Origin of the sequence: Occallatibacter sp. (assembly GCF_049582745.1) — a bacterium.
Lineage (GTDB): Bacteria > Acidobacteriota > Terriglobia > Terriglobales > Acidobacteriaceae > Telmatobacter.
The window spans coordinates 72,803-89,205 of sequence record NZ_JBAUUO010000181.1; the positions used below are offsets into that span (position 1 = coordinate 72,803).

At 55.7% G+C, this 16,403-nt stretch carries 12 protein-coding genes; 5 read left to right on the forward strand and 7 right to left on the reverse strand.

The annotated features are described in order from the left end of the window. Window positions 1-35 precede the first annotated feature (35 nt). Window positions 36-3,509: a carboxypeptidase-like regulatory domain-containing protein gene (locus WCA10_RS26870; protein ID WP_472825637.1), complete on the reverse strand. Its 3,474-nt coding sequence runs from the start codon at window positions 3,507-3,509 to the stop codon at window positions 36-38. 178 nt (window positions 3,510-3,687) lie between these two features. On the opposite strand from WCA10_RS26870, the gene WCA10_RS26875 reads away from it, so the two are divergent. Together WCA10_RS26875 and WCA10_RS26880 are read left to right on the forward strand one after the other, a co-directional pair. Then, complete coding sequence (locus WCA10_RS26875; protein ID WP_472825638.1) at window positions 3,688-4,374, forward strand: metal-dependent transcriptional regulator; 687 nt, start codon at window positions 3,688-3,690, stop codon at window positions 4,372-4,374. A 99-nt stretch (window positions 4,375-4,473) separates the two neighbouring features. Next, window positions 4,474-5,880: a zinc dependent phospholipase C family protein gene (locus WCA10_RS26880; protein WP_472825639.1), complete on the forward strand. Its 1,407-nt coding sequence runs from the start codon at window positions 4,474-4,476 to the stop codon at window positions 5,878-5,880. Between the two features lie 44 nt (window positions 5,881-5,924). On the opposite strand, the gene WCA10_RS26885 is transcribed toward WCA10_RS26880, so the two are convergent. Further along, window positions 5,925-6,650: a ZIP family metal transporter gene (locus WCA10_RS26885; RefSeq protein WP_472825640.1), complete on the reverse strand. Its 726-nt coding sequence runs from the start codon at window positions 6,648-6,650 to the stop codon at window positions 5,925-5,927. A gap of 165 nt (window positions 6,651-6,815) precedes the next feature. On the opposite strand from WCA10_RS26885, the gene WCA10_RS26890 reads away from it, so the two are divergent. Beyond that, window positions 6,816-7,223, forward strand: coding sequence for a Fur family transcriptional regulator (locus tag WCA10_RS26890; RefSeq protein WP_472825641.1), 408 nt, complete (start codon window positions 6,816-6,818; stop codon window positions 7,221-7,223). Between the two features lie 183 nt (window positions 7,224-7,406). On the opposite strand, the gene WCA10_RS26895 is transcribed toward WCA10_RS26890, so the two are convergent. Both WCA10_RS26895 and WCA10_RS26900 read right to left on the reverse strand, forming a co-directional pair. Continuing rightward, on the reverse strand, window positions 7,407-9,374 hold the full coding sequence (locus tag WCA10_RS26895) for a heavy metal translocating P-type ATPase (protein ID WP_472825642.1): 1,968 nt from the start codon (window positions 9,372-9,374) through the stop codon (window positions 7,407-7,409). A gap of 38 nt (window positions 9,375-9,412) precedes the next feature. Beyond that, on the reverse strand, window positions 9,413-9,664 hold the full coding sequence (locus WCA10_RS26900; protein ID WP_472825643.1) for a metal/formaldehyde-sensitive transcriptional repressor: 252 nt from the start codon (window positions 9,662-9,664) through the stop codon (window positions 9,413-9,415). Between the two features lie 557 nt (window positions 9,665-10,221). Here WCA10_RS26900 and WCA10_RS26905 point away from each other — a divergent pair. Continuing rightward, window positions 10,222-10,716, forward strand: a complete 495-nt coding sequence (locus WCA10_RS26905) for a TlpA disulfide reductase family protein (protein WP_472825644.1) — start codon at window positions 10,222-10,224, stop codon at window positions 10,714-10,716. Between the two features lie 72 nt (window positions 10,717-10,788). Here the strand turns inward: WCA10_RS26905 and WCA10_RS26910 are convergent, their stop codons facing one another. Together WCA10_RS26910 and WCA10_RS26915 are read right to left on the reverse strand one after the other, a co-directional pair. Beyond that, entirely contained in the window at window positions 10,789-11,001 is a 213-nt protein-coding gene (locus tag WCA10_RS26910) for a hypothetical protein (RefSeq protein WP_472825645.1), read from the reverse strand. An 81-nt stretch (window positions 11,002-11,082) separates the two neighbouring features. Next, complete coding sequence (locus tag WCA10_RS26915; protein ID WP_472825646.1) at window positions 11,083-13,830, reverse strand: carboxypeptidase regulatory-like domain-containing protein; 2,748 nt, start codon at window positions 13,828-13,830, stop codon at window positions 11,083-11,085. A 621-nt stretch (window positions 13,831-14,451) separates the two neighbouring features. Between WCA10_RS26915 and WCA10_RS26920 the strand changes: the two genes are divergently transcribed. Further along, complete coding sequence (locus tag WCA10_RS26920; RefSeq protein WP_472825647.1) at window positions 14,452-14,907, forward strand: nuclear transport factor 2 family protein; 456 nt, start codon at window positions 14,452-14,454, stop codon at window positions 14,905-14,907. Window positions 14,908-15,308: 401 nt separating this feature from the next. Here the strand turns inward: WCA10_RS26920 and WCA10_RS26925 are convergent, their stop codons facing one another. Then, a complete protein-coding gene (locus WCA10_RS26925) occupies window positions 15,309-16,058 on the reverse strand; it encodes a copper resistance D family protein (protein WP_472825648.1) in 750 nt (249 codons plus the stop codon). Window positions 16,059-16,403 lie beyond the last annotated feature (345 nt).

A 16,403-nucleotide genomic window follows, 5' to 3' on the forward strand; every position in this document is an offset into this window, starting at 1 on the left:
TAGTTCAACTTATCCCCGCTCATGAGACGCAATTGTCAAAATTCGATCCTTCCCTGAAACGCGATCATGCGCGGGGAGCTATCGCCCCCCAGCCCAACGCCCAGCAGACCCGTGGGAGGCGAGATCGTGCTTTCAAGCGTTCCGAATCTCGCCGGAACCGATACACCGGGTACACCGGCTTCGACCTCGCTTGGAAGCGCGAAGTTGGGATGATTGAAGGCGTTGAACATTTGGGCGTCGAAACGGAATGTGATTCCTTCTTTGATTGGGAAAGTTTTGGTGATGTAGATGTCGAAGTTTGTGTAATGAGGGCCGCGGACAGAGTTACGTCCAGCGTCGCCAAATTGGCAGGTAGCCGGTGAATCGCCTCCCGCGCATGTTCCACTTGTGGGATCGACCACCGAGATGAACGCATTCGGGTTGAGCCATTGTTTGGTGCCTGCCACGGTAACGCCGGCGACCGAGTTCTTTCGATACACCGGTACGCCCGGAACCCGATTGGCATATGCGGGCGCATTGAACTGGACTGTGCTCGCTCCGTCCGCCTGAAACACGCCGTTGCCGTTGGCGATGTAAGGCTGACTGAGCACGCTGAATGGAAGACCGGAGTGCAGGATCGCAGTCTCCGAGATCGACCATCCTTCAAACATTTGACGCAGGAACGGATGGCTGGAGTGAAACGGGACCTGGTACAAACCATACGCGGAGACGTTATGGCGAACGTCGTAGTCGCAACTGGCATATTGCCGGCTAAGCTCTCCAGGCAAGGGCGACATCAATCCCTGCGTGGAGAACGCCAGCAAACCACCGTTCGATACCTCGTCGAGGCAGTGACTAAACGTGTAGTTGGCGCGCAGCGTCAGTCCCCGCCATTGCTGGGTGTAGGCGGTCTGAAGACCGGCATAACTGCTGTTGGCATCGGTGCGAAACTCATTGACGTTTCCAAAGCGCTGATCGAGCGGCCTCTGGTAAGGGAACGGCGCAAAACACCCATCGCACACCGTCTGATAGCCATTGAGCTGCACCTGGTAAGGCTCGTGGAGCCCGCGTGTACCCACAAAATCAATCCGGAGGCTCCCACCCGAACCGATCTGTTGCTCAACGCCTAAGTTGTATTGGTAGTAGTACGGTGTCTTGAGCGTCCCGCTCGGGAAAGTATTCAGGCTGACTGCTAGCGGACATGTCGGGGCGCCGGACTGAATTCCTGTGCACGGAGGGCCGCCGGCACGAAAGATTTTCTGGAAAGAATTGTTCGCATTCACCGCGGCATCGACCGCACTTCCAGCAACACCGGGAGCGATACCGATGCCGCCAACCTGGCCACCGATTCCACCAACGAAGGTCGGATCGTTGGGTGCGTTCATGGCGGCAAGATCGGCGATCTGCATCGGAATGATGTCATTGAAGACTCCAAATCCACTATGAACCACCACTCGCGGAGACAACTGATAGGCAAATGAAACTCTGGGCTGATAGACGAACAGCGGCGTGGCGGGAAACAGGTTGTGGACATTTCCCAATACGACCTGGTTCAGCGGTTCATCAGTGTCATGGAAGGCATCGAGGAAAGACCCGGCCGTGCGCGCGAATAGATTCTTCCCGCTGGTGACGTTAGTGTTCCAGGTTACGCGCATGCCGTACGTGATCGTGGCCCTCGTGACGGGTTTATAGGTGTCCATCGCGTAGTATTCGAGATTGCCCGACGAAACCCTCTCCTTCAGTGAGACCGGAAAGCTCTGGCTGGCGGTGTATGCGGCACCGTATGTGAACTGCGCCAGGTCATTGAAGGTCACCGTTGGCACCGTTCCTTCGCCGAGGTCGTAGTTGCTTACGTCCAGACGCCGCGTGTTGACGCCAAACTTCCACGTATGCTTCTCATGCGTCCACGTCAGGTTGTCATTGATCTGCCATTGGGTGACCTTGCGGCCCTGCGGGTAGGTATTGTCATTGCCGCCGATCGACGTGAACGGAACGCTGTCGCTGCTTGAAGCCAGCACAATGGGGAAGGTCTTGCGAACCTGAGAGTAGTTGTTCGGCTCGAAGATGCTGGAGTACCAACTCGCGCCAGGATTGAACTGGTTTACCAGGGTCGAACTGAATACATGGGTATACCCCACGACGAGAGTGCGCTGCGGCTGAGGCGAATACGAGTTGAAAATAGGATTGACGGGATCGGTATACGCTGCCTGGAGTCCAGTGTCCTGTTGGAAGCGATACCAGATGCTGTTGTTAGCGTTGATGGTGTGATCGATTTTCACCACGATCAGGTTTTCGCTGTCGCTGTTGTTCAGCGAGGCTTGGCGCTGGCTGGCGCAACCATCGCCATTTTTTCCAAGCGGGCATCCGACAATTGGAACCGGTGAGCCGCCCGATGCGGGCAGCAGGGAGAACATCTTCTGGTAGAAAGGGATTTCCGCAGGCTGGGCCGGAAGAACCGCACCGGTGACCGGGTCCGTTCCGCCTGTTGCCAGTGCACCCAATACATATTGCTGGTAAGCCGGCGTTGGCAGTGTGATCTGGGATACGAGGGGAAGAGCGATACGAATGCCCTCGTAGTGCCCGAAGAAGAACAGTCTGTCCCTCCGAATGGGTCCGCCAACGCTCACACCGAATTCGTTGACGGTAGAACGGGGCTTCTTCGCAATGCTGTCCGCCGTATCGTTCGAGTGTAGAAAGTAGTTCTCCGCGTTGAAAAGCGAACCATTCCATGTTTCATAAGCGTCGCCGTGAAATGCGTTGGTGCCCGATTTCGTGAAGTAATTCACCTGCGCAACGGCGTAGCGCCCTTGATCGACCGAGAATGAGTTGGTATTGACCGTCGCTTCTTCGACGGCATCGAGACCGATGACGAGGTTCGTGGAGAGACCGATGTTCAGACCTAGCCAGGGATCGTTCGTATCATAGCCATCGAGGATGTAGCCATTCGATGTGGCAGGCAGCCCGTTGAATTCCACGTTGCCATAACCGCCCGGCGCCTTGGCATCGTTTGATGAGCCTGCCGTGTTCATTAACGCTCCCTGCGCGAATTGTGCAATATACGTGAGATCCTGCCCGGGGTTCGGCAGTTTCTCGATCGTCTTCGCCTCCAGCGTCGTCGATGTATTCGGATTTTCCAGGCTCAGCAGGCCGTTCTGGGTTGTTACCTCGACCGTCTGCGAAGCGGCTGCGGGCGACAGAGTGAAGTTCACGGCAATAGTCTGACCCACGGCGACGGACTCAGGTTTCGACTCTGCCGGCCCAAAGCCTTCGGCCACCACGGAAATCCGATAGGCGCCCGGATTCATCTGCGCGAAGAGGAAGCGCCCTTCGGCGTTGCTCCGTGCGGTTCGAGTCGCTCCCGTGCTTACCTCTGTAGCCTTCACCGTGGCATCGGGAACAACGGCCCCTGTGGCATCGCTGATGGTCCCGGTGAGCGCGCTGCTCGTTCCACTTTGCGCTCGTAAACTATTCAAGTTAACTACTGTTAATCCCAGAAGAAATGCCAGGAACATCGCAGTTCGAATTCGCATTGACAATGACCCTCCTGGGGTAGAGAACGACTCCCCTGGGTAAGCGCGCGGGACGCGGCCACCGCACAGAGGGAAGCGGGAAAAGAATTTTCCAGGCTACGCGATATTTAGGCGTGCCTAAAGTATTAGGTTCGCCTAAAATAGCCGAAGTGTCAAATCGTTAAGGAGAACACCGGCCATGCCGCCGAGCCGCCAGGGAAACGTCAACACGGAATCAGTGGATAACTACTTGAAGGCCATCCTCGCACTCGGCGGACCTGACGAGCGGCGTGTATCGAGTACCTCGCTGGCCGACCGATTGAATGTTGCACCGGCCTCAGTCACCAATATGCTGCAAAAGCTGGCGGCAGCTTCAGTGCCATTTGTGGAGTACGAGAGACATCGCGGAGTTCTCCTCTCGGCGGCAGGCAAACGGCGGGCTCTGGAGGTGGTACGTCATCATCGCCTCCTCGAAACCTTTCTCTTCGAAGTGCTGGACTACCCCATCGAAGAGGTTCACGAGGAAGCTGAGCGCCTTGAACATTTTATTTCGGAGCGGTTCGAGGAACGCATCGCCGCAAAGTTGGGCCACCCGAAGTTCGATCCGCACGGCCATTGCATTCCCGCCATGGATGGGAGAATGTCGAAACAGATCTCGAAAACACTGACGGAGCTCAAGCACGACGGTGAATTTCTAGTGGACAGCGTTTCGGATCGAGATGCCACTTTATTGAAGCGGCTCCGGACCCACGGTATCACTCCGGGCGCGCGAGTACAGGTCATAAGCCGGTCTCCGGATGATTTCGTTTTGCGCACCGGCAATTCGAAGGCTTTGCGCCTCAATCGAAATCTTGCAACGGCGGTTCGAATCCGTTCTGACCACTAACAAAGAAGTCGGTGACAGCACGCAACCCATAAAATGCGTTGCTGGAGCAAGCCGGTGAGAAGTCGTAACCTGGATTCCGAACTCTGCATCTTAGTTTTCATGGCAAGTCCCCGCTCGGCGTCAGTGGGTATGGTTTTGTGCATTCTGCTCCTGATCTTCCCCGCACCTTCCGCTGCCTACTCTCTTCTCACCCACGAGCAGCTCATCGACCTGACTTGGGACGACTCCATCGTCCCGCTGCTGCTCAGCCGGTATCCGAATCTCACTCAACAACAGCTTGAGGAAGCGCGCGCCTACGCCTATGGTGGCTGCGTAATCCAGGACCTCGGCTACTATCCACTCGGCCAAAGGTCGTTCTCAAATCTTATGCACTATGTCCGCACCGGCGATTTTGTGGTGAACCTCTTTCGTGACGCCCACAACGCCAACGAACTTGCCTTCGCGGTTGGTGCTCTTTCGCATTACATCGGCGATACCTACGGGCATTCGCTCGCCGTGAATCTCGCGGTCCCCGATGAATATCACAAGCTTCGCCGCAAGTACGGTCGCGTAGTGACTTTCGAAGAGGATGAGCACCGGTATGTGGCGGCCGAATTCTCGTTCGACATTGACGAGGTGGCACATCATCGCATGGCGCCTCTGCACTATCTGCGGCATATCGGATTGCGTGTTTCCATGCAGCAGCTTTCGCATGCGTTTTACCAGACCTACGGGCTTTCGGAGCGATTCGAAGGTACACGCCGTGAGCGCGTGAACGAGGGAGGCTACCGCTTTGCAGTGCGCGCTTTCATTCCGCGCATCGCATACGCGGTCACGCTGTTGCATCGCCATCACGAACCACCGGATGTTACCACGCCGGAAGCCATCGAACTCCATCGCGAGATCTCAGAGATGGCGGCTTTCAACCACTGGGATGCATATCGCCGCCACGCGGGGATCGGGACCTGGTTACTGGCAGGATTCTTGTTCACCGTGCCGAAGGTGGGGCCGCTGCGGGAGGTCGCCGTCAGAGGACCTACCGTAAAAACCGAAGGCGAATATGTACACAGCGTTGCAGTGTCAGTCTATGAACTGCGCCAAGTGTTGAGGAGGTTTACGCCCCCGGCTGCACGCAGGAAGACGATATTGAGCAGGCGCGCGTATCCCGATGTGCCGGTCGATCCACTCGATCCCAATCACCCGTTGATGAATCGCGATCTGGATACGGGATACGTGGTGCAGCCGGGCGACTATCGGCTCACCGACAAGACCTACGCCAACCTGTTGCACGCTCTGGCAAGCCAGCCCAAGGTGCCCATCCCACTGGGGATTAAGGAGGATATCGAGACGTTTTATTCCAACCCCGAGGCACCCATCACCACCAAGCGGGATCCGCAGAAATGGGCTCAGGTCGTGAGGGATCTGGAAACGCTAATGACCATGCCCACCAGTTCCACGCCACAGCCGTTCCCCACTTACGACGACGAGGCGGCGAAGTCTCAAACTGGGCTCGCGGCCAAGCCCTAGCAAGACAGAATCGGGAGTTTTGGTATAGCCAGCACACCTCTCGCTTATTGAAATGATCCCAAAAACCTGGTCAGGCAAAAGACGAGGAGAAATCCGGCAATGCCCAGCCATGGAACAATCGTCCTGCGGCCAGCGCTCCAGGCGTCCGGCAGCAGACCAAAGAACGCAGTGAAGAGGAAAGAGCCTGCTGCCAGACTCAGAAAGAACATGACAGCCGAGGGTGAAACGGTAAAGAGGTGCGCAGCAATCAATCCGCCGGCGATTGGGGCTCCAGCATCGAGAGCGAGGAATGCATAATCTGAGGATCGCGGTTTCTGTCCCGCGGTCGAGAGAAGGACCGTATTCAATCCATCGCAAATGTCATGCGCGACGATCCCCAATCCCACGATAAGGCCCATTCGCAGCGAAATTGTCGAGGCCGCGAAGATCGCTGTTCCGTCCAGCGTACTGTGAACGATCAGAAGACAGGCATTCACTCTTCCTGCTGTGCGGCTGGCGCGACGAGTCGTCGAAAAGTGCGAAGCTGTCTCTCCCACGGAGAAGATCAGGAGCCCTCCTAGCGCCGCAATGAGAAATACGAGCATCTTTGGCCCACCCGTATTTGCCGCCGCAGAAAGAGCAGATGGAAGCAGGTCGAGAAAGGCGGCCCCGACAAGCACTCCCGCCCCGAACGCCATAAGGAGCTGGACCCTACGGTGAAGCAAGACTGCGCAATAACCACCGACCGAAGTGGAGACGGCCGCCATTGACGTTAGAACCAGGGGGTTCATTCTATGATTCCCTCGATCTGATAGCGGCACCGAGTCATTACAAAAATCTCCGAATTCATATGAATGCTAATGATATACCATTATCATTAATGATCAAGCCGCGTGGATGTTCTTGCGAACCTCCCGTGGTCCAAGCCGTGTCGCGTCGAGGTATCAATCTGCATCATGGAGGCTGATTTGGAAAGAGAGGATAGGCGCAACACGCGACAGAAGATGGTAATTCGGGAAGCGTTTGCTCGAGCCAACCGGCCGCTGTCACCGGAAGAGGCTCTCCAAACGGCGCAGCAATATCATCCGACTATCGGAATCGCCACGATATACAGAAATATTCAGGCCCTGGTTAAAGGACGATGGCTCGAGCCGGTCGAAGTGCCCGGCGATGCCACACGCTACGAAGTGGCGGGCAAAGAGCATCATCACCACTTTCAATGCAACGACTGCGGGAAACTGTATGACCTTGAAGGATGTGTTGCCCAGAGCAGGCCGAAACTACCCAAAGGATTTCGCGCCTCAGGACACGAATTCTACGTCTACGGTACCTGTGCTACGTGTGGTCCCCGTCAGTCCTCGTGATCCGCCGAGCCCCATTCGGCGACAGCTTTGGGGTGGAGAGCACGTGTTGTGACCCGTACTCAGTGATGCGCCAAGACTGCTCGAAAGGCGACGATCGAAATGAGACCGACCACGATCCATGTCACGACGGCAAGAATCACTCCGATGAGATCGGAATATGCGATACGCCGCATACGTTTCAAGTCATCCTTCAGAAACTGCAACCTGGGCGCCCGACGCCCTCACTTTCTCTCTGGGCGGAAGCAGGCGAGTGGAGTTGGCAATAAAGGTCAACTCCGAAGCGACGTGGATAAAGGCTGCGAGCAGCGGGTTGAGGTAGCCGGCGGCGGCGAGACCTATGCCAATCGTGTCGACGATCAACGTCCCATAGAAGTTCTCCAGGATAATTCGTCGACAGTTACGGGCGATCCGGACGGTTTCCACAAATTTCATCAGGTCATTGCCGATGAGAACTACGTCGGCACTCTCGCGCGCGACATCGGTTCCTGCACCCATGGCGACTCCGACCGTCGCTGCGCTCAGGGCTGGAGCATCATTGATCCCGTCCCCCAGCATTGCCACTACCTCCCCGCTCCGCGTCTTCGCGGCGATTTCGGCTGTCTTCTGTTCCGGAAGCAAGTCAGAGTGAACGTGAAAAATGCCGAGTTCGTTTGCTACGGCCTCTGCTGCCGCACTCGTATCGCCGGTCAGCAACACGACGCGAATCTTCATGCCTTCGAGAGCGTGTACCGCGGCTGCAGAACCAGCTCTGATTTTGTCGTCGATGGAGATTAGGCCTGCATATTGCCCGGCGCGCGATACATGCACCTTGGTTGCGTTCGCCTTTCGATCGAGAGGCACTTCGACACCCAGGGATTCGAGGAAATTGCGATTACCTGCTGCCACGTGCTCGCCGCCAACAAAAGCTGAGATGCCGCGTCCGATCTCGTATCGGAAGCCGACGGGCTCTTCGGTAATGACTCCGTGTTCATTGGCATAGCGCACGATCGCTTTCCCCAGAGGGTGTTCAGAACCCCGTTCGGCGCTGGCAGCCGCAGCTAGAAGAGTCTCGGCACCGGTTCCAGGCGCTGGCTCGACCTCGGCGACCGTCGGCGTACCCATGGTGAGGGTCCCTGTCTTGTCGAAGAAGACAGTATTGAGTTGGCCCAAGGCTTCCAGGTAGATTCCGCCTTTGATGACGGCTCCCGTCCGCGCGGCTCGTCCGATGGCGCCAAGAATCGCGAGAGGCGTACCGGCGGCGATCCCGCACGCGCCAGCCACGATAACCACGGAAATAGTTGAGCGGATATTGTGCGTGATGAGGAATGTAAGTACGGCGGCGCCAAGCGCGAAGTAGACCAGGTATCCTGCGAGCCGGTCGGCCATCTTCTGGATCGGGGCACGAGAGTGTTCCGCACGCTCCACGGCTTCGATGATCTTGCCGAAAGTGGTCTCTTTGCCCAAGCGGGCGGCCCGGACTTGCAACGTGCCGGCTTGATTCATTGTGCCCGCGTAAACTTCACTGCCGGATGATTTCTCGCTCGGCATCGGCTCGCCGGTGATGGCCGCTTGCTCCACAAATGAATGACCGCTCAGGACCTCGCCGTCAACAGGAATCCGGCTCCCCGGGCGAATCAGCACGACTTCGCCTGGAGCGATGGACTGAGTTTCGACTTCCACAAAGTCCCCATTTCGAAGCACACTTGCTGTTTGTGGGAGGAAGTCGAGCATGTCCTGAATCGCGCGCCGGCCACGCCCAACGGTCAGGCCTTCAAGGATTTCGGCAGCAAGGACGAACGCCGTGATGACTAAAGCGGTGAAGAACTCACCGATCGTCAGAGCTGCAACGAGCGCAATGGTCATCGAGAGCTCCATCGTCATCCTGCGCTCAATGATGTTCTCGAAGGCTTCCTTGAAAATCGGGTACCCGCCAAGCAACGCGGCGGCGAGCCCAATGACGCTGACCCGATGAAATGGCTCCCACACGTGGAACCACACGGCAGCCGCAGCTAGCGCAACGAACAGGACACGGGCAACATCCAGCCACGCAAAGCCATGCTCGTGGTCGTGTTCATCATGGTTTATTTCGGGTTTGTTGTCTGCATCCTGCGGATGCGCGGTCGAACGTTGGTGCTCGGGAGACTTACTCGAATGTTCTGCAACGGGGCTCATGTACGTCTCCTAAGAGGATCTCGGGACGGAAGCACGGATCATTTGAAATAGCGCTTTACCACCGCAATCAAGTCGTCAGCGGCTTCCAACTGGGACGGAAGCGTTTTCTGGCCTGGCACGAGGACGTGGTACCGCACCTGGCCCTCGATCAGTTCTGCCATCAGTCCGTTCAGTGCCCCACGACAGGAAGCAACGAGCTGCAAGATCTCTTCGCATTCGTTCTCTTCTCCAGTGAGCGCTCTTTCAATGGCCTCGACCTGGCCTTTGATACGGCGGACCCGTCTCAACATCTGTTCTTTGTTTTTGCTGGTGTGGGACAAGCTGGCCTCTTGAAGGAGTAATATACTCCCCTAGAGTATATGTCAAGATTGGGAGACTAGGAGACATGCTGGAGACAAAGCGACGGGTGATCGGCCAACTAATCATTTGCAAGGGTTGCTGTTGCGGCGCTACGCAGAATGGCCGCCCGGAAGTGCCTGTGGAATGGCTGAAGGAGGAGTGGCGCAAGCGTGGGCTCCTGAAAAGATTCCAGCTCTCGGTCAGCGGTTGTCTTGGTCCCTGCGACCTGCCGAACGTTGTCGCAATCAATTCAGAATCAAGTTCTCAGTGGCTAGCTGAGATTACCGATTTCAATCAGTACAGAACTCTGGTCGAATGGGCTGCGAGATCAGTTGAGGCAGGCGGATTGCTCGACCTTCCGAAAGAATTCAATCAGCACAGAATTCACCCATGGCGTTGAGGTTCCCTCAGATGCGCGAAAATGAACTGCGCGTACAGTGAGCTAACATCTCACCCGGTCTTTGCTCTCCACGAATCCATGACGCTTAGATCTCTTCTTCGAGCCGCAATGATTGCCGTATGTGCATCGCTGCTCTTTTTCGTGAATCGGCCGACCACTCACCATCTACCTCACCCGTATCTAGCACCGGAGTTTGAGCTGCGAGACCTCAATGGCAATCAGGTACACCTGTCCGATTTTCGTGGAAAGGCGGTTGTTCTCAATTTTTGGGCAACTTGGTGCGCACCGTGCAGGCGAGAGCTGCCCTGGTTCGAGGAGTTCCAGAAAGAGTATGGTCCGCGAGGACTGCAAATCGTCGGGGTATCGATGGACGACGGAGGCATAGAGGCAATTGCGCCTTTCGTTCGGAGAATGGGCATTGACTATGTCGTTCTTCTTGGAGACAGCCGCGTCAGCTCTCTTTATAGAGGGCTTGAGGTCCTGCCGACAACCTATTACATCTCTCCACGTGGAGATGTCGTTGCATACGTGAATGGCGTGGTCAGTAAGACCGATGTTGAACGCGACATCAGAGAGACGCTTGCGTCAGGTGTTCCGAATTAGGGCTTGTTGATTCCGGGTACTTAGTCTCGCTAGAACAGAAATTGGCTTCGAAGAATGCAGTAAACCAGGGCGCTAAGGTTCTGCGGGTTCGGCATCCCTGAACTGGTGCTCCTTGGTCGGCTCTTGAAGGGGATGCTCGTGCTTTAGCTCCCACATCAGGACAAACAAGCTCGTTGCGAATAGAAAGATGGCGAGCAGCGCCAATGTGAAGATCTCGATTAGCTTCCATCGAACCTGCCTAAGCCGCCGCTTACTGCCTTTGTCGAAGGTGATCACCTTTCGCATTGCAGCCTCCTTCGGACGCACAACCGGGGCAGCAGATGAAACTAGCTGCCTGGCTGTGTGGGAGTGACGGACTGCCGCTCGTCAGAAGTGGAACCCCACTTCTGCGGTGAGCGCGCGTGGAGTCACATAGTGCGTTCCGCTGAAGGTCGAAAGGAAGTTGTAAAGTGCAGTTTTGTTCGCAACATTGACTGCGGTGAGACGCAAGCTCCATCGACGTTTATCGCCGTGAAACAGATTGTCATCGCCGATAGAGGCGTCGAACAGGTTGCGCGGTGAGATACGTGGCGGCTTCTTGTCATCATCCTCGGTGCCGGGGGCCGGGATACTGACTAGCTTCGAAGTCAGGCCGCTGGCATCGCAGCTGGTGAAGCCGGAAGTGGGTGTGGCGCTCACGCCGTCGCAAGCCAACCCTGCCTCGTATTGTTGATCAGGCGTGAGACCGGAGAGGTCAATGCCAGGTGTTCCATCGGGTAGGGTGATTGATGGGCCGCCGTTAGCTGGGTTGCAGAGGCTGTTGGGATCGGTGACGTTGTAACAGGGAACCGATCCGGCGACCAGTCCGCTATCGAATCGCCAGTTGAAGCCGATCCAGGCGCCAAGGCGGCCAGGTATCTGATATTGAACGTGAGTCGTCTGATTGAAGTTTTCATCATGGTCGATCCGGAACGGCAGACCAGCCTGACCTACCGTCGCGCCTGCACCGGCATTTTGCGGAGGGAAGAAGCGGGCAGCGACGGACGACATCACCGCGAAGGCGGACAGGCCGTGGAAATTCGGAACATCGGCGCGGAGCGTGAATCCTGGGATCTTTGAGTTATGCCAGTCGATCGGAAAGAAAATCGGGGTGTTCCCCAGGATACTGAAGTCGAAGGCATTGTGTGTGTACTTCCAGATGTAGTCGCCGCTAATGACGAAGTTCTTTCCGAATGCCTGCTGCAATCCGGCATGGAATTCGTTCCGATAGCCCGGCTCTAACGTGCCGGACACGCCTGGCGTGCAAGCCAGCAATGGAGAGAGCACATCGTTGAGGCATCCCTGGCTCGAGAGCACCAGGTTTTCGTTGAATGGCGTTTCGAGAGTTCTCGCGTAGGATACGCGCAGAACTGTGTTGGTCTGTTTTACGTTGTATGCAATTCCAAGGCGAGGCTCGGCCTGCCGCGCGATAGCCAGACCGTTATAGAGGTCACCGCGGATACCAACGTTGAATACCCAGTTTCCGGCCTTGATCTGATCCTGGATATAGAGGGCGAGTTCCTTCACGTCAGTGTGACCGAAGTAGTGGTAAAACGAACCGTTCCGGGTCAAGTCGTATGGCAGAAGTGTGGGATCAAAGGTGCCATCGACAGAAGGGTCGTTCGACACAAATCCGGCTGCAGCACACTGCGAAGGATCGGTGAATCCGGGTTGAGGGTTTCCGTCTGCATCGACGCATGGGGAATTGAACGTCGCATCCACAACGCCCAGGTTGTCATGCTCCCGCAGGAACGTGTGTTGATAGATTGTCCCTGCCTTAATGCTGTTGATTCCTTTTTGGATTGTCAGTTCAGCGTGAACTCCAGTGTTCAAGAGTGAACGCTCTTGTGAGATCGATTGGCCCTGGATGGGCCCGAGGTCTGCCAGCGGTTTGTTACTCGGATAGTAGTTGTACCCGTCCCGACGCACGAAGGCGCCGACATTTAGAACTGCATCTTTGTTCAAGATTCGTGTGTAGGTCGGAGCGATGTTGTAGGTACCGATCTTCGACCGCTGATCCGTGTCTCCGACGTTATCGAAAACGGGGCTCGCAGATGTCCCTCCGCTCACCACGTTCGAGATATTGAGGTTGTCATACGCGTTGGGATTCTGGAACCAGGAGCGAGAGTAATTGAAGTTTGTATGAATCGAATCGGCCGCTGAAATCTGGTAATCCACACGGTCGAATACGTTCTGCTCGTTTCCCTTGTCATGAAACACGGCAAATTCGGGTGGATCGAGGAACCGGCCAGAGTTCAATCCATCGATCTCGAAGAAGTTGCCCCAATTCTTTCCACCGTAGCCGAGATCAACTGATCCCGTCGCCGTTCCGAATGAGCCATAGGAAGTGGTGATGTTGCCAACAGGTTTCGTCAGGCCCATGCCAGACCGGGTGGTCACGTTAATCACCAGGCTGGTCTTGTCCCCGTACTCCGCCGGCGGGGCGCCGTCGATTACCTCCAAAGACTGGACGGCGTTCGAGGGCAGTTGGTTGGAAAAGACTTTGCTCTGTTGATCGCTGATGGGTTGGCCGTCAACTGAGAAGGAATTGGACGCGTGATCTCCCAACCCGTGGAACAGCCCGTTCGAGTCGGCTGCGACTCCAGGAGAGGCGAGCGTTACCAGCGAACTGAGCGAGGATGAGGCGCTCTCAAGAGGTAACTTGTCGAATAATCCCCTGTCTACGTCGGTGTGGTCGGTCGGATCGTTTTCGATCAGGTCGGCGCCTCCTTCGACCGTAACGGTGTTAACGGCAGTACCGACTTTCAACTGAATATTGGAAGTCACAGGAAGAATCGAGTCGACGTTCACGTCTTGAGCGAAGGCACCGAACCCTTGTTTTGTGACTGAGAGGTGATAGGGATTGAAGGGCACATTCGAGAATCGGAAATGGCCCGTCCCGTTGCTTGTTGTCGTTCTGCTGTAGCCGCTGACCGGATTCTGAATCGTAACCGAGGCTCCTGGAATCACCGCTCCCGATGGGTCGGTAACGACGCCTGCGAGGGAACCTGAGTTGGATTGGGCATGCATCAATAACGCCGATGAATATAAGAACGCGAATAGGCAAAAGAGAATGTTGCGCGAAGACGTGCGCATGGACTGACCTCCTGGTGAATCACCAATTGTTTGAGATTGCTCGCCTGCGAGAATTTCCGAATTGGCAAAAGGGGAAGGACAAGCCCACTTTTCCAAAATAGGAAAAGCGCGTGTGCAGCGCGTCTGCTGCTCTACGCGAATTCGGAAACGGTTCTAAGCGACGGCAGTTTGGTCAGGAGGAGGTCGGTTCCAATGTGAGTAGGAGAAGACGTGTTCGCGGTACAGCCGGGCCGAAGGCGGGGCGACGCGACGAACAACGAGAAAAATGGGCCGTACGCAGGGAGCTGCGGTTGGCCGAATGACGTTATGGGCGTTTTGGCAAAGCGCGCAATCCGCGTGCCCGGTACCGTCCGGGTGGAAATGCATTAGCTGGACGGTGGTACCGAAGACCAACAAAAATGCAAAGAGTGCAACAAACAGAATTCGAGTCACGGGACTCGATGTCCGAATTCTGTCGCCCAACGCCATAATTAATCATCACTATATACCAGGTTATCGAATCTGCCAATTATGAGGGTAATCGACGAGCAAGCTAATTGGCATAGGTTTGGTCCATCCTCAGATCGTTGTGGATCGTGTACGCAATCAGTTAATTTCCGTAGGACTCCTGGAGGATCGACAATGAGATCAGAGGTCTCTGTCGCATTGTTCCTGATAGCGGCGTTCGCTATGCCAGCACGAAGTGTTTCGCAGTCTCCGCCTGATAATGATGCACGCGAGTTGACGCATCTCGAAGATGTGTGGAACCAGGCTCATGTCGCTGGCGACGCGCAGGCGCTAGACCGCCTGTGGGCTAACGACCTGGAGGTCGCTGTTCCGCATATGGCGGTCATGACACGAGCTGAGTCTCTAGGGTTCGCCCGATCAGGACACATGAAGTTCCTGCGCTATGAGACCTCGGATCTGCACATACGCGTATATGGGGACGCGGCTGTGGTCACCGGTCATTTATTACGAACCCGCACATTGAATGGCAACAAGGTCTCCGACGACTGGCACTTCACTAAGGTGTACGTCCGCGAAGCGCACCAATGGCGGGTGGTTTCCTTTCAAGCCTCCGATTCACCTGCGCCGTGACCTCCCGAGCGTTTTGTCACTTCGCAGGCTTATCCCATTGACCTGCATCACGGGAGATTTCGGCCTCAGTTGTTGAATTCAGGGCTCAACAAATGTCATCTCCAACCATTCCGAGGAGAACTCCAAGTTCTGTCTTCGCGAGCACATCATCAACCGCATCATTGTGCACAAGTATTTCCAAAATCACCCTGACATTACGGCTGCATGGTAAAAGGTGCAACTGACAGTAGCGCCGCATGGGAACTTCAAACGGAGATCATTACTTGCCGAATATCTGTGAGCCAACCAGCACTCATGCTAGCGGACTGCGGATGAAAGCCTGATGCGCCGTCAGCTCAGCCGCCTCTTCGGGGCGCAACAAACTCGATTAAGTCCTAAGCGAATTGCTTCCGCTCCATTTCTTACATGTCGGCGGGTGGCAGGTTTGCAAGCCATGCCGAACTGACAATGATGAGGAGCATGAAGAAAGCTTCAATCCGGACCCATCGCCTTATCTTTGTTGTTCGACTCCGGTTCCAAGGTTCACGTGCCTTCAACAGAAGGCGTGAACGTAACCCATGACCGAAGGCGATGAGCACCAAAGATAGCTTGATTAGCAGCATGCGTCCCCAAGCCGAGTGAGGCAGCGGAGAAAGCGAACCGCCAAGCCCTTTCCACGAGTTGTAGATGCCACTCAGAATCACGATTGCGACCGCGACGGTGACGGTTCGCGAAAGACGTTTTCCGAAGTGCTCTACGCTGCCCGGTTCATCGAAACATGCCAGTCGGGGTAGGGTGAAAAAGCCGGCAACAAGGATTCCTCCTCCCCACGCGGAAATCGAAGAAAGATGAAGAAACTGAATTCCTTCGCGAAGGCTGAAGTCGCCGTCGGAAGCAGCGTGCCCGCCAAGCGCCCGGGAGATGATTAGACCGAGGGAAAGGACGACGCCAATTAAAATGTCTTTCCTCTTTTCGAGAGAGTTGGGAAATAAAGAAAGAGTCAAGAAGCACGGAACAAAACAAAAACTCGCCATTATCACATGACCGGAGTGTGTATGCGCGACGTCGGGTATCGCATGCCATGCATCTGTCCAAGAAGTGTCTCCTATCATCGATGCCGAAAGTAGAAGAAACTGCAATGGAAGATCAACCAACAGGATGATCGAAATCACACGCAGGCATAGGCTGAGCCCTCGGTCACAAATGGTGGTTCTCCCCAACCAGAGGCGGTTGAGCAGAACACCCGCCAAGGCTACATACGCAACGTCACAGAGCGCGGCTGCGCAAATCCGCATGGTTGGGAAGTGTGCCATCATCTGCTAGCGCACCGTGAACTTGTAGCTGCCCTCGAGACGATGCCCGTCGACCGATACGTTAACCCAATGGACCACCACTCTTGTCCAAAACAGCGATTCTGTAAATCCACAGGGCTGATTTCAGAGGACATGGGGATATTCCCTCGCCGATAGTGGCGGGTTTGGTCGAGGACTCGCGCTGGATGGATTTCTAAGTGCCGG

Bases quoted from the DNA above. Each gene is read 5' to 3' on its own strand.
- WCA10_RS26870 (WP_472825637.1), bottom strand. From the start codon at position 3,509: ATGCGAATTCGAACTGCGATGTTCCTGGCATTTCTTCTGGGATTAACA.
- WCA10_RS26875 (WP_472825638.1), top strand. From the start codon at position 3,688: ATGCCGCCGAGCCGCCAGGGAAACGTCAACACGGAATCAGTGGATAAC.
- WCA10_RS26880 (WP_472825639.1), top strand. From the start codon at position 4,474: ATGGCAAGTCCCCGCTCGGCGTCAGTGGGTATGGTTTTGTGCATTCTG.
- WCA10_RS26885 (WP_472825640.1), bottom strand. From the start codon at position 6,650: ATGAACCCCCTGGTTCTAACGTCAATGGCGGCCGTCTCCACTTCGGTC.
- WCA10_RS26890 (WP_472825641.1), top strand. From the start codon at position 6,816: ATGGAGGCTGATTTGGAAAGAGAGGATAGGCGCAACACGCGACAGAAG.
- WCA10_RS26895 (WP_472825642.1), bottom strand. From the start codon at position 9,374: ATGAGCCCCGTTGCAGAACATTCGAGTAAGTCTCCCGAGCACCAACGT.
- WCA10_RS26900 (WP_472825643.1), bottom strand. From the start codon at position 9,664: ATGTTGAGACGGGTCCGCCGTATCAAAGGCCAGGTCGAGGCCATTGAA.
- WCA10_RS26905 (WP_472825644.1), top strand. From the start codon at position 10,222: ATGATTGCCGTATGTGCATCGCTGCTCTTTTTCGTGAATCGGCCGACC.
- WCA10_RS26910 (WP_472825645.1), bottom strand. From the start codon at position 11,001: ATGCGAAAGGTGATCACCTTCGACAAAGGCAGTAAGCGGCGGCTTAGG.
- WCA10_RS26915 (WP_472825646.1), bottom strand. From the start codon at position 13,830: ATGCGCACGTCTTCGCGCAACATTCTCTTTTGCCTATTCGCGTTCTTA.
- WCA10_RS26920 (WP_472825647.1), top strand. From the start codon at position 14,452: ATGAGATCAGAGGTCTCTGTCGCATTGTTCCTGATAGCGGCGTTCGCT.